Origin of the sequence: Paenibacillus sp. FSL L8-0644, from assembly GCF_038008165.1 — a bacterium.
In the GTDB taxonomy this organism is placed as follows: Bacteria; Bacillota; Bacilli; order Paenibacillales; family Paenibacillaceae; genus Paenibacillus; species Paenibacillus polymyxa_D.
The window spans coordinates 2,065,694-2,078,998 of record NZ_JBBOYN010000001.1 but is presented as its reverse complement, the minus strand read 5'-3'; the positions used below and the strand labels follow the sequence as shown (position 1 = coordinate 2,078,998).

General features: G+C 46.4%; 15 protein-coding genes and 1 tRNA gene. 6 read left to right on the top strand and 10 right to left on the bottom strand.

Translation table 11 applies throughout. The annotated features are described in order from the left end of the window. Positions 1-286: 286 nt before the first annotated feature. Positions 287-1,525 carry a beta-ketoacyl-ACP synthase II gene (gene fabF / locus NSS94_RS09535; protein ID WP_029516739.1) on the bottom strand — a complete coding sequence of 413 codons (1,239 nt, stop codon included), beginning with the start codon at positions 1,523-1,525 and terminating at the stop codon, positions 287-289. Between the two features lie 163 nt (positions 1,526-1,688). On the opposite strand from fabF, the gene NSS94_RS09530 reads away from it, so the two are divergent. The 4 genes from NSS94_RS09530 to NSS94_RS09515 all read left to right on the top strand — a co-directional run bounded on the left by NSS94_RS09530 (position 1,689) and on the right by NSS94_RS09515 (position 6,746). Continuing rightward, positions 1,689-2,528, top strand: coding sequence for a helix-turn-helix transcriptional regulator (locus NSS94_RS09530; protein ID WP_023988057.1), 840 nt, complete (start codon positions 1,689-1,691; stop codon positions 2,526-2,528). A gap of 136 nt (positions 2,529-2,664) precedes the next feature. Then, positions 2,665-4,479, top strand: a complete 1,815-nt coding sequence (locus tag NSS94_RS09525; RefSeq protein WP_069011346.1) for a DEAD/DEAH box helicase — start codon at positions 2,665-2,667, stop codon at positions 4,477-4,479. Between the two features lies 1 nt (position 4,480). Next, positions 4,481-5,431, top strand: coding sequence for a YqhG family protein (locus NSS94_RS09520; protein WP_341039206.1), 951 nt, complete (start codon positions 4,481-4,483; stop codon positions 5,429-5,431). 58 nt (positions 5,432-5,489) lie between these two features. Next, positions 5,490-6,746 (top strand): hypothetical protein, encoded by a 1,257-nt coding sequence (locus NSS94_RS09515; RefSeq protein WP_341039205.1) that lies wholly within the window; start codon positions 5,490-5,492, stop codon positions 6,744-6,746. Positions 6,747-6,845: 99 nt separating this feature from the next. On the opposite strand, the gene NSS94_RS09510 is transcribed toward NSS94_RS09515, so the two are convergent. Next, positions 6,846-7,037 carry a YqzE family protein gene (locus NSS94_RS09510; RefSeq protein ID WP_029516735.1) on the bottom strand — a complete coding sequence of 64 codons (192 nt, stop codon included), beginning with the start codon at positions 7,035-7,037 and terminating at the stop codon, positions 6,846-6,848. A gap of 208 nt (positions 7,038-7,245) precedes the next feature. On the opposite strand from NSS94_RS09510, the gene NSS94_RS09505 reads away from it, so the two are divergent. Continuing rightward, a complete protein-coding gene (locus tag NSS94_RS09505; protein ID WP_069011345.1) occupies positions 7,246-8,007 on the top strand; it encodes an N-acetylmuramoyl-L-alanine amidase in 762 nt (253 codons plus the stop codon). Here the strand turns inward: NSS94_RS09505 and NSS94_RS09500 are convergent. From NSS94_RS09500 to NSS94_RS09490, 3 genes are all read right to left on the bottom strand, one after another. Next, positions 7,982-8,917 (bottom strand): divergent polysaccharide deacetylase family protein, encoded by a 936-nt coding sequence (locus tag NSS94_RS09500; RefSeq protein WP_340885017.1) that lies wholly within the window; start codon positions 8,915-8,917, stop codon positions 7,982-7,984. The genes NSS94_RS09505 and NSS94_RS09500 overlap by 26 nt on opposite strands. 124 nt (positions 8,918-9,041) lie before the next feature. After that, positions 9,042-9,554: a peptide-methionine (S)-S-oxide reductase MsrA gene (msrA, locus tag NSS94_RS09495; RefSeq protein ID WP_039270036.1), complete on the bottom strand. Its 513-nt coding sequence runs from the start codon at positions 9,552-9,554 to the stop codon at positions 9,042-9,044. A 177-nt stretch (positions 9,555-9,731) separates the two neighbouring features. Beyond that, a tRNA-Leu gene (locus tag NSS94_RS09490) sits at positions 9,732-9,816 on the bottom strand. 222 nt (positions 9,817-10,038) lie between these two features. On the opposite strand from NSS94_RS09490, the gene NSS94_RS09485 reads away from it, so the two are divergent. After that, entirely contained in the window at positions 10,039-10,575 is a 537-nt protein-coding gene (locus tag NSS94_RS09485; RefSeq protein WP_029516732.1) for a hypothetical protein, read from the top strand. Positions 10,576-10,715: 140 nt separating this feature from the next. Here the strand turns inward: NSS94_RS09485 and NSS94_RS09480 are convergent, their stop codons facing one another. The 5 genes from NSS94_RS09480 to NSS94_RS09460 all read right to left on the bottom strand — a co-directional run bounded on the left by NSS94_RS09480 (position 10,716) and on the right by NSS94_RS09460 (position 13,234). Then, positions 10,716-11,045, bottom strand: coding sequence for a carboxymuconolactone decarboxylase family protein (locus tag NSS94_RS09480; RefSeq protein WP_341040403.1), 330 nt, complete (start codon positions 11,043-11,045; stop codon positions 10,716-10,718). A 117-nt stretch (positions 11,046-11,162) separates the two neighbouring features. Beyond that, positions 11,163-11,384: a hypothetical protein gene (locus tag NSS94_RS09475; protein ID WP_029516731.1), complete on the bottom strand. Its 222-nt coding sequence runs from the start codon at positions 11,382-11,384 to the stop codon at positions 11,163-11,165. 141 nt (positions 11,385-11,525) lie between these two features. Next, complete coding sequence (locus NSS94_RS09470) at positions 11,526-11,870, bottom strand: hypothetical protein (protein ID WP_007429850.1); 345 nt, start codon at positions 11,868-11,870, stop codon at positions 11,526-11,528. A 101-nt stretch (positions 11,871-11,971) separates the two neighbouring features. Next, positions 11,972-12,544 carry a xanthine phosphoribosyltransferase gene (locus NSS94_RS09465; protein ID WP_039270032.1) on the bottom strand — a complete coding sequence of 191 codons (573 nt, stop codon included), beginning with the start codon at positions 12,542-12,544 and terminating at the stop codon, positions 11,972-11,974. An 84-nt stretch (positions 12,545-12,628) separates the two neighbouring features. Beyond that, positions 12,629-13,234, bottom strand: coding sequence for a DedA family protein (locus NSS94_RS09460; RefSeq protein WP_341039204.1), 606 nt, complete (start codon positions 13,232-13,234; stop codon positions 12,629-12,631). Between the last annotated feature and the right edge of the window lie 71 nt (positions 13,235-13,305).

Sequence of the window (13,305 nt, the reverse complement as noted above, 5' to 3'; positions counted from 1 at the left end):
AAACCTTTCACCATTAATAAAAATAAGCCATGAACTCCTCATCGTATTCCTTCATCTTACTCTATCTCTTATCTTGGGATTTAGCAAAAATCCATTGAGCGACTTTCAATAAACAAGATATAGATCGAAATGGTTTAGTTCGTCTATATCTTGCACTTCAGAGCCACTAGTATCGAATTTTGCAAAATCCGGATCTAAAATGAATCTGTTATTCTTCAATTAAAATAACCTCAGGTACTCTATCCAGCCGAATAGAATGCCTGAGGTTTCAATAACTCCTTACAAATTATGATTCGTAGCGCTTCAGCACAATGACCGCATTATGACCACCGAAGCCGAAAGAATTAGATAGCCCAATATTTAGTAGAGCCTTGCGCGCTTCGTGAGGCACATAATCCAGATCGCAAGCCGGGTCCGGATTGTCCAGGTGCATCGTTGGTGGAATGATGCCCTCCCGTAGGCTTTGCACAAGCGCAATCGCTTCGACCCCGCCCGCAGCTCCCAGCATATGACCCAGCATGGACTTATTCGCAGTAACCGGAATCTGATAGGCATAGTCGCCAAACAGTTTGTGGATTGCCAAAGTTTCAGCGGTATCCCCTACAGCTGTACTCGTTGCGTGGGCACTGATCACGTCCACTTCTTCCGGGGAGATGTGAGCCGAACGAAGGGCCGCTTTCATCGCCAAGTAAGCTCCGGTTCCTTCGGGATGCGGTGCAACCATGTGATAAGCATCCGAACTCGCTCCATAACCGATGACCTCACCATAGATTTCCGCTCCCCTCCGGGTAGCGTGCTCCAGCGACTCCAGTACTAGGATGCCTGCTCCTTCGCTCATGACAAAACCGTCACGATCTTGATCAAACGGCCGGCTTGCTATCGAAGGCTCCTCGTTACGTGTGGACAAGGCTGTTGCATTAGCGAAACTTGCCAAGGCCAATCGGGACACCGCTGCTTCAGCTCCACCGGCAAAAATGACATCCGCATCTCCTGTACGAATCGTCCGAAACGCCTCTCCAATTGCTGTATTCCCAATAGAGCAAGCCGTCACGGGGGAAAGCGTAGGTCCCATCGCTCCAAACGCGATACTAATTTGAGCAGCAGCCATATTTGAGATCATCATGGGTACCAGCGTCGGGCTAACTCTGCCCGGTCCACGCTGTAGCAGTACATCTACATTGTCCACCAACGTATCCAAACCGCCGACTCCCGATCCCACATAAACACCGACACGCTCCAAATCGGTGTGATCCAGTTCCAGACCGGAATCCTTGAGCGCTTGCTCTGCCGCATATAATGCAAACTGAGTAAACCGATCCATTCGTCTAGCATCTTTACGTCCCCATTGCTTTTCTGCATCAAAATCCTGTACCAGTCCAGCAATTTGTGCTTTCAAATCGGACACATCGAATGTATCAATTTTACGTATACCTGAATTGCCTTCCAGCAAATTCTTCCACAACGTGTCCACTTCATTACCCAGTGGGGAAACGACACCCATACCTGTTATCACTACTCTTTGCATAATCTATTCATTCCTCCTGCTCGGTGACTTACTTATAATCCTCATTTTACCCTCGTCTTATCCTATTACAAGTGTTTGTTTATCCTGGTATAATGAACACTACTATAGTACACGCCTTATTGGCTCACTTCGGATATACCCATTGAATGGAGAGAAAATACCTATGAAAACGGAAGCACGTCTGGAAGCACTATCTGTTTTTCTAAAAACAAAAAGAGCCCGCCTACACCCACATATGGTCGGTCTCCCCCAAGGATCACGTCGGAGAACACCAGGCTTGCGCAGAGAAGAAGTCGCTCAGCTGGCTGGTGTCAGTACGACCTGGTATACCTGGCTGGAGCAAGGACGAGATATTAAGGTGTCCGCCTCTGTGTTGGATGCTATTGCTGCCGCATTGCAGTTGAACACAGACGAGCGCAAATATTTGTATGATTTGGCGATCGAGGCTGGGTCTCACAGCCTTCCTGCTCCTGCAGAGCAAGCCGTCATTTCCCCCTCTCTGCAAAAGATCGTACAAGAGCTACACTACTGCCCTGCTATTATTTCAGATCGGCGCTGTCATATTGTCGGCTGGAACGCCGCTGCTGCTCATGTTTTTATGGATTTTGCCGAGCTACCACATGAGCAACGCAATATGATCGAACTGTTATTCACCAAAAAGGAGTTTAAAAGTCTAGCTGTGAATTGGGAACACTTTGTAAAGGGGTTCCTTGCTATTTTCCGCGCTTATTACGGGCAATACGTGACAGATCCCTGGTATGCACAATTTATACAAAATATGAGCCAGGCCTACCCGGAGTTTAACGAGCTTTGGAATCAGAGTGAAGTAAGCTCTGCACCGGAGGTGCTCATTGAATTTCGTCATGCGAAGGCTGGCAAAATGCTATTTGACCTAACTTCTCTTCAGGTACAAGGCAGTGTTGATCTCCGTTGCAGCATCTACACCCCCAATGCGCAAACCTCAACGGAAAGCAAACTCCAAAAGTTAATGGAAGGCAGCTAAAGGATTTCATCCCTCCTGTTATGAAGATATCATTTTCCGTCCATACTACATCTACGATCTGTGCAAAAATAGATGCCACGTATGTGACAGAACCAAGAGCTTCAACTGTGCTACTACCAGGAGGGAGGGAATCATCATGAAAGCCAAATCGACAAGTTCCCCGCACATACACAATCAAGCGCCACTGCCTGTTCCGGTGCAATTTGATCGAAGCTGGCAGGATGAGCTGGACCAACGCCTACGCAAAGGCGGCCCTTGGGGAGATTGGAATCTGTATCAGCTGGCCATTGAGGCAGAAAAAGTCAAACTGGTGCCGAACTTCGATGAGCTTCAATGTCTACAGCATTTGCAAGACCTCACTCCACTACCCCATCAGCTGGATACCGCTCGGAAGGTACTGTTTCAAATGTCCGGACGTGCCATTCTTGCCGATGAAGTCGGCCTGGGCAAAACGATCGAAGCTGGAATGATCCTAAAGGAATATCTGGTTCGCGGGCTGGCTTCCAAAGTGCTTATTCTTGTACCCGCATCCCTGGTCCTACAATGGGTGCGTGAGCTGAACAGCAAATTCGGTATTCCCGCTGTCGCCCAGAAAAAAGCGTATTCTTGGTCTTCCGAGGTTGTCGTGGCCTCTATGGATACCGCCAAGCGAGAGCCCCATAGTAACATCCTGCTAGATACCGATTATGACCTGCTCATTATAGACGAGGCCCATAAGCTGAAAAATAAAAAGACATCCAACTACCAGTTCATTATGAAGCTGCGTAAAAAATATTGTTTGCTCCTGACAGCGACACCTGTACAAAACGATCTGTCTGAGCTGTTTAACCTGATTACACTGCTCAAGCCCGGTCAATTGGGAAGACATGGCGATTTTTCAGCCAACTTTGTTGTAGATAAACGTCTGCCCAAAAATGAAGATCAGCTCAAGGATGAACTGTCTAAAGTCATGATCCGCAATCGTCGCGGAGAAGGCCCAGTTCAATTCACCAAACGAAATGTTTCCAATATTCACTTGGAACTTTCGCCGGAAGAGCAAGCGCTGTACGATGGGGTAACCTCTTTTGTCAAAGAGCAATACCAGGCGAATGGCGGAAATTTAAGTAGCATGCTGTCTCTCGTTACCCTTCAACGGGAAGTGTGCAGCAGCCGGGACGCTGTGTTCGTGACGCTGGTCAATTTGTCTAAAAAAATGGCTCCAGACTCTCCCCTACGCGATCGTGTCTGGGATTTGGTTGCACACATTAAAGCGATCAAGGCCAATTCCAAAGCAGAAAAGGCGCTCGAGCTTATCCGTCAGATGAACGAAAAGGTGATCATTTTTACAGAATACAGAGCCACACAGGAGTATTTGCTGAACTATTTCCGTGACCGTGGCCTATCTGCTGTTCCTTACCGAGGCGGTATGAACCGTGGACGCAAGGATTGGATGATGGATCTGTTCCGTGGGCGCATTCAGGTCATGATTGCCACCGAAGCGGGTGGTGAAGGCATTAACCTGCAATTTTGTCACCATATGATTAACTTCGATTTACCGTGGAACCCCATGCGCGTGGAGCAGCGGATCGGACGGGTGCATCGACTTGGACAGACGCATGATGTTAATATTTTCAACTTGTCCACAACCGGAACGATTGAGGAGCATATCCTACATCTGCTGCATGAAAAAATAAATATGTTTGAGATGGTCATTGGCGGATTGGACGTTATTCTGGAGAAGTTTGAGAAGAAAGAATCCATTGAAAAAAGTTTGTATAAAATCATGCTTGAATCCAGTAGCGATGATGAAATTCGCAAAAAAATGCAAAAGCTGGGCCACTCGCTGGATTCCATCAAACAGGAAATGGAACAACTGCGCACAGACCAGCCAAACACCGAGAACTTATTAGGCTTAGCAGGCAATACGGTTCCTCCGGGTAAAGCTCGACGCAGTGTGAAGGGAGGTCGCTAGTTTGACCATGGATGCACAGCAAGTCCAGCGTTTTGTCCACACCTATCTGGAAGCTACCGGATGCAGTGTCATTGAGAGGTCACCCCACCATGTAACCGTCAAGCTTTCTCCAGAAGCGGATAAAGCCTTAACAAACCGGCCCTACTATTGGGGATACGTAGAGCGTACTGGCGTTCCAGCGCAGACAATGTCCTTCACCTTCATCTTTGATGGGGAAGCCTATCGCACAGAACAGGAACGTTTAGCAGACCATACACCCCCAACTCCAGCATCAGGCAACGCAGCACAAGATCAGGTCATGGGGCGTTTCTTCGGTCATGTACCGACGTTACCACAATTGGGACCTGGACGTATTTTGCAGGAGGAGCTTCGATATGGGAGCCGTCGGCTGCACCAAATTTTTGAAGCCGCACGGGATGGAGGAAAATATGTTTATTTGTTTGAGCAGCCTGATGCCCGTCAATTGTCTGCCCGCTCTCCCGTAGTCTATGAAGCTTGGCTCAGCATCTGCTATAAAATTGAATTCGCTTGCGATTTGAAGCGTGAGGAACTTCATTGGCTAGGTATTTCGCTCAAAAGCGGCACCATTGTAACCGATTTTGGCGCCATGCTCGAAACTCGGCAGCTCAGCCCGCTGCTGGCGGGCAATATGCATGTACAGCCTGCCAAGCTATCTGTCCCGGAAGCTTCCACCTCGCTTGAAAGCTACCTCACTGAACAACTCCGTCAGCAAGACTATGGTTGGGCTGAGCAGGCGAAGGAACGATTGCGCGAGGAATTGGAGGTCATTGACCACTACTACGAAGATCTAATCAAGGAGCAGAAAGAGGAAGAGGAAAAAAAAGAAGCCATATCCGAGCAGCATCAAGCCCGCCGTAAAGAAATGGTATGGCAATATGAGCCAAAGGTACTCGTATCCGCCATTAACTGCGGGATATTTCATCTGCGGTAACCGATATCTCTCGCTCCTTCGCAGGAAAGTTGCAGAGATATCGTCAGCTTGTAACATCTTGCTTCAGCCTACATCAGTTTCCGCTGCTGTAACCACAAGTTTGGTTAAACATGTCCCCTATGTATCGACAGCAAAAAGCGAACCTGGATATGACATTTACGCCGACAAGGTGCAGCAGTCTTTTTATGGGACAGGCTGTATGCTGGATAAAAAAGAATGCCTCCGTCGGGCAATCAAGCCGACAGAAAGGTGGATACCATTGAAGAAGAGTCATTCCGGGCACTATAGCATAGGTATGATCGCAGCTGTTCTGATCGGCCTGTCCGCAGTCTGTCCGCTCACTTCCATTCATGCGGCTCCCTCAGTCGCTCAAGACAACAATTTAAACTCGGAGTCTCTTTACAACGATAGCTCGCGGGTTCCTCCATTGGAATCCGCGAGTCCTGCTACTCCTTCCCCGGGTGACGTTTCTGCAAGTTTTCCTACTGAGGAGCAAGGCGTGCCCGCAGACGTAAAACAGGCTGCAAACAACACAGTACAATCCCTATCGTCGCAGCCCCCTTTTGCCTCGTGGAAAGATGCAGAGCTTAGCTATCATCCGCTCGGACCTGGAACCCATAGTTGGCTCGTTCAAGTAAACCGCGCAGGAGAATACATCGGCTACCTGATTATCGGATCAGACTCAAATGGCGCATATCAACTCAACGAATATGGGAATGGTCCAGGTGGACCTTATAGTATGGATGTACTTCGCCAATCTCTGGTGTCGCTCACAGAAACCGATCTTTCATCTATCGACAAGCTGCAAATCACACCTATGTATGAGGAACCGCTACTAGCCTACTGGCTGGTGCGTTCCTCTACAGGCAGCCAAATATGTATTGATGCTCTAACTGGCGATCCGTTACCTGTAGAAGTGGCAGATGGGAGTTGGAAACATAAGCTCCAAAACAACGCATTCTCTTCATCTGTACCCTTTTTGAAAACACAGGCGCAGGCGGTTACGGTCTTGTCTGCTCCTTTCGATCCCTATGACGACCTGGGGTGGCTTCAACCCAAACAAAAGCTTTTCGTCCGTAACACAGGCCAATTTATGGATACACTGAGTATTTCGCCGCGTATTATATTTTCTGCCACAGGTATCAATTTTGCCTTTGGGGGTCCCTTATCTATTAGTGGGTATCAGTCCTGGATATCCCCAGATCATCCGTCCCAATCCAATTTATATGCGTTAACCTACCATCATGGACTTTCCCGATTTGTACCATTAAAAAAGTTATTATCAGCTGGCGAATTCTATCGTTTGGACTCCTAGTTATAAAGAAACATGATAATGATTCGGAATGATCTCTACAACATAAAAAGAGACCTCAAAATGGCATACCCTATGCCTCTTGTGGTCTCTTTGGCGAGTTTAATGTCGCTCCCTTCGCCCTCTGCGTGTGGATTTCATCCACATTTTCAGAGCGAGAGGCAACATGCCAAACCATTTGCTCCCCCACGGCTCTCTGGCTTGTTTTTGACTGCGCCGAACATCACGCGGCGTTTCCATATAGCGAACAATCCGCTGCGTAATATACGTCACCAGTTCGTCACTCTTCGCCATCCTCCATGACCTCCTTCAATCTGCGCCCATCCTTTCCATTTACGTTGCTTGGAAATATCGGATTTACACGTTAGGTGCAGATACAACTAGCTTGCTCATTTTCCAAAAGGTCTAACCCCTGTGGGAATAACTATGCATGGTTTCCCTTAAATGGAACATACTATCTTCAATCAGTAAATAATTAATTCGTCCACTGGAGGAATAGAACGTGCGGAATAAAAAGTTAAACAAGATAGGGCTGACAAGGCTGGGATTGAGTCTATGCATCCTTTGCAGTGCTGTATTTGCCCCATTTACCTATATAGCTGCTCAGCCCGACGATAAAAGTAACGAACCGAACAAGTATACAGATGTTCCGCCCAACGTACATTCGTCCTATCACGCTTTTGCCAAGCCCGTTGTCCTGATTGATGTAGGCCATGGTGGTGTGGATGGTGGAACAAGTCACAAAGGAATTTTGGAAAAAGACATCAATCTCGCCATTGCTCAAAAGCTGTACTTGATTTTACGATCCCAGGGATATCCTGCTGTTCTGAATCGGGACAAGGATTACGCACTGAGTGACGACAACCGTTGGCTACAGTCCAAATCCCGGCATCTTAAAGACCTCGCCCAACGTAAAAGCCTAACAGAACAACTGCCCACCGCTTTGGTTGTAAGCCTGCATGTCAATTGGACCAAACGTGCCGAAAAACGGGGACCCATTGTGCTGTATCAGGATGAAGGCAGCAGCTATCTGTTAGCTGAACGAATTCAGCATTCATTAAACCGCTTATTTTGCATGAATAGAAAAACAGTGTACGGAAAACCCTTTTATCTTTTGAATAAAATCCAGCACCCTGCTGTCATTGTGGAAACCGGATTTATAAGTAACGAACAGGACAGAGCTATGCTTTCCGAGGATCGTGGTCAAAAAAGCATTGCAGGAGCTATTGCCGAAGGCATTATTGCGCATCTGACGGCCTGGTAGTGTTGGTGGCTGGGTCTCCCGTCCATCCCCATACAGCTCGCACCAAATCGCTAATACCCACAAATTTGGCCTGCTCCTTTAGCTTGGGAACCGACGAATGAAGAGCGGAGGACGTGTACATGCCCGACACGCCGACATGCCCAATTGTTACGCAGGTGTTGTGCTCATCCAGCCATTCAACCACTTTTGTAAGTTGCCGATTCACATGGGCGAGGGTATGAACATCATCCAGAAAAACATTATTGCGTACCGGAGGCATTCCCTTTTTAGCGGCAAGCTCAGGCACCACTGACCAATAATTAGTACGGCTATCGACAAAAAATAGTCCATGCTCCTTACAAACATCAAGAACTATGGACATAATACGCTTATCTGAAGTAATCTTGGAACCCATGTGGTTGTTCATCCCTATCGCATAAGGAACATCCTTAATTGCTGCTGTCACCTTAGCGCGTACTTCATCATCCGTCATATTAGCCTTAATTGCTCCGGGTCCGAGCCATTCGGGCTTTCCCTGTCTTGGCTCCATTGGAAGATGAACAATGACGTCATGACCACGCTTGTGCGCTTCCATAGCGTCCTGTTTGGTTGTAGGCAGGAAAGGCATCACAGCAACGGTAATCTTAACGGGTAAATTTAAAATTCGCTCAGTCCCTTTCATATTGTTTCCCAGATCGTCAATAATGACAGCAACCATCCTTTGCGACTCGTCCTGTTTGTCTATTGCTTCTGCAACACCAGTACTACAGACCATGAATAACATGCATACCGAAATACAGAGTACTACGGTTCTTCGCATTTTGGAGCTTGAATGGAATACAGGTACATAAGCTGGCTCTTTCCGACCGCGAGATGCCTTTAAAGCCTTTTTTATTATATTTCTCATGTGCAGCTTCCGTCGTGTACTCATTGCGGGTCAGCCTCCTTCTCTGTCCCTTCATTGTGTGAGTAACCTCGTCTAAATATGTATAAGGCAGACCATGGAATACTCCCTAATCTGCCTTATCGTGCGTAAAAACGTATGTTAAAGCCGCTTACCAGTTCTTATCAATAAATTCATCACGGCCCGATTGAGCCCGATCTTCCTTATAGTGCTTCACGTTTTTCTTGTGGTAATCCTGATGATAATCCTCTGCTGGATAAAAAATCGAAGCCGGAAGGATCTCCGTTGCAATTGGCTTATCAAAGCGTCCACTTTGTGCCAACTGCTCCTTGGACTGTTGCGCTAGCTCACGTTGCTGCTCTGTATGATAAAAAATTGCGGGTTTATACTGTGTGCCCCGGTCCTGAAATTGACCTTCCCCGTCGGTAGGGTCTGTTTGTGGCCAATATAATTCGAGCAGCTTTTCATAAGGAAACAGCTCAGGCTCAAACGTAATCTGCACCACCTCGTAGTGACCTGTAGTTCCTGTTTTAACCTGCTCATAGGTGGGATTGGGAATCGTTCCTCCAGTGTATCCTGACACAATGCCATGAATGCCCGGCTGCTCTTCAAACGGAGTCACCATACACCAGAAGCACCCACCTGCAAAAGTTGCTTTCTCCATCTTACATCCAACCTTTCAATAACTTCATCATAAAATTTTCTATCATATCTGGAAATCCATAGTTTGCGTGAAGACAAGAAACGTGTTCAGCTTAAACTATGAGCAAATCCCCAGAAATATAAGAAAAAGGTCTCTAAAACTGCTACGAGAGCAATTCTATAGACCTTTTCTAATGGATGCGGTCGAGAGGACTCGAACCTCCACGGGGGGTTAGCCCACACGGACCTGAACCGTGCGCGTCTGCCAATTCCGCCACGACCGCATATAAATTATCGTTTATCCTCGAAAGATCAATCTTTCTTAGCGACAAGATAGATCATACCATGCATATATCAAGATGTCAAACCTTTTATGTTCGTTAATTTCCTCTTGATAAAAAAGGAATAATAAACTAAAATAAGAACATAGGTTCTAGGGAATGAATGTTCCTTTTCTTCAATCGTTTATGAATTATCATCACATTTTCCTAAGGCGGTGAATGGTAATGACCTCTTTAGATACTACTCAGCATGAATGGTCTCTTGTGAAAAGTTATCTGCTCCTTACCTTTATTCAAAAAGTATTTGAGCGGGACAGCCTAATTCTTGAAGAAAGCGGTATGCTGAAAACCCCTGATCTTTATGTCGAAATGGTTAACGCAGGTGTAGATCGTACCGGAATCCTACTGTCTGAAGTAAAACATGAATTTAATAAATATCACATTCATGTTCTGGACATACAACAAAACCACTCCGGCGTTCACGCCACCTATATAAGTAAAGGCAATAAAGAGCAGTTCAGTATGGCAATGCCAGCATTCCGCAAAGAAATGTATGAGCGGATGCGAGCATATCTGGGGCTCTCAACCTCTATGCCCCATACAGCTGCCCTTCCTTTACTAGAGAAACATCGCCCCGAATTACCAAACAATTCAACTTCCAACCCCCTACGCATCGTTGATCGAAGTTTGGTTACATCCTCTTTGGCTTATAAGCGTAAAACGTCTCGCCCTGCTGCTGTTGCCGCAAGCAGAAGAGCATAATTCCCGCACAATAAACACGCAAAAAAAAAGCTTCCGCAGACACCAACTGTGCTCGGAAGCTCCTTTCCATATCCATCATATCTCCAAATCGATCTATAACCACTAAGATGAAGCATAAGCATATCTATTAATGATTCGCTTTATTGCAACGCCTTCTGTACACGCGTAACCCCTTGACTTAGAGCATGTCCTCCACCTACCGCTGCGGCTACAGCAATGGTCTCCATAATTTCCTGATCACTAGCTCCTTTGGACCGCGCCTCGTCTACGTGATAAAACGTGCATACTTCATTGTTGGCAAATAAGCCAATGCCTAGTGCAATCAGTTGCTTGGTTTTCTCATCTAAGCTTCCGGCTTCAAAGCACTCTCCGGTAAAGCGATGATATGCATGAACTACCTCGGGCAACTGATCTTCCAAATGGCTGATTTGATCCTTATATGCATGTACTTTTTCGTCCATAACCGTCATTGACACAGCACGTCCTCTCTGTTGGATTTTCCTTCATTACTGTGTCCGATTTAGAGTTTCTGTATGCCTAATGAATCACCCAGTTATTTTTATCCAACACCCATTTGGAACCCATTCCTAATCCAGATCTATCGGATTGTGACGTGGCTCGCTGAACGGCTGATATGTATAGCTGCGATCCAATTTGACCACACGTCGATTCTGGCGCCGAATAAGCACCTGTTCATCATCCCATGCCAGTACAATGCCAACAACATCGTTGGTCTCCAATCCATCGCGTACGACACGCACCTTTTCACCGGAGAGTCGATAAGCATCCAATTCTTCGTCCATAATCATCCTTGTCCCCTCCTTATACACTTTTTTTAATAACACAGCGACCATGATTCTATGCATGAAAAAGTTTAAAAAGAGACCTAAATGAATCATTTAGGTCTCTTCTCACTTACTACTTATATGGATTGCCAACAGAACGACAAATTATCCCGACTGATTTACACTGTGATCATGTTCTTTTGTATCGTTCTTCTCGTACCAGAAGTCCAGCACTTGTGCAGACAACACTCGCTGATCTACATACTCCACTTGGTGAGCAGTAAATTCTTCTTTCCAAGAGAAGGACAATTCTTCGCATAGGTTAACCAACGTCAACAACTCAGACCAGGCCACATAGCGTTTATACCAAAAAAACTGAGGATGTTCAATCATATAGGGATACAAATCGTCAAATTCCGTATGCTTACAATCCAAGGCACGCTCAAAGTGTACTTTAGCCGCTGCCAGTTTTTCCAGAAAAAACTGTTCGGTCAATTGTTCTTTCCCCATGTTGCTGCCTCCTCTCCAAAACCTTAACTATATTATAAGCGAAATTGAAGCTCATGCAAAGGTTATTATTAGAAATAAGGAACAGGAGTTTTGAATTGTTACTATTCAGCAAACTCAATCTTACCGTCCGCTAACGACGAAATTTTGACCAATGACTCTACACGAATACCCTGCTCACGGATGGTTCTCGCTCCGGCCTGAAAGCTTTTTTCCACCGCGACACCGAATCCAACCAACTCAGCTCCGGAGCGTTGAATGATTTTAACCATGCCTCGCGCCGCATCACCATTAGCGATAATATCATCAATGAAAAGAACACGATCATCTTCGTGAATAAATTGACGAGACAGCATAATATCCGTAACAATACCTTTAGTAAACGAAGGTACGCGTTCACACAGCGCGTCTGGATCAGCTAGTAGGGTCTTTTTACGACGAGCGAATACCAACGGGACACCCAATTCCAAAGCTGTCGCAAACCCGATGGCAATGCCTGAGGACTCCACGGTCACTACTCTGGTAATCTTCTCTTCTCGGAAACGTGCTGCGAACTCTCGTCCCATTGCCATTGTCAATTCCGGATCAACTTGGTGATTAAGCAAACCATCCAGCTTCAGTACCTGATCTGATGCAATCACGCCTTCATTTATAATTCGTTCCTTTAATACTTCCATTACATGACCTCCCACGGCATTCCTATGCGGTAAAAGTACCATACTTCACCCGCCGCTTTCAAGCTATAGCTGCTTTCCATGCGGTCATGTGACATTTTTTTTACGCTTATTCCAGAACCATACGGTGATTCCTCCCACAACAATTAAAAGAATAACGACCAGCCCTACCCGATGCGTCACCTTCTCCATTAGCTTCGCCACCTGCTCCCAATGCATGCCCACCGCATGTCCAATCCCCAAAAATGTACCGCACCACAGCAAAGCTCCTGCTGATGCATAACAGATATAGCGAAAAACGCTTAGACGGGTTGTACCTGCCAGATATGAGGATACATGTCTCAAGCCGGGGACAAAATATCCGAACAGGATTCCCCAGGTACCATAGCGCCCAAACCAATTTTCAGAAGAGGCAATCCTAGAAGGCGTAAGCCTCACCCATTTTCCGTATCGATGCAAAAGTGGTTTTCCCAGCAGACGCCCTAGTGTGTAGCTAAGCATCATACCCGTCATACTACCGAAAAATGTGACTGCCAGTGCAGCAATGAAGTTGTAGTGCCCTTGAGACACGAGTCCGCCGAAGGCGATCATTAGCACTTCGTCGGGTATCGGCATACCCGCTACTCCAAGTGCAAGTAAGCCGAACATTGCCAAATATCCGTATTCTAGTATCCATGCAAGGATTTGACCCATAAATTACGCTCCCGTCAAGCTATTCATTAAATTCACTTTAATTATTTTCAGTCTCATCCAGTCATGTCCTA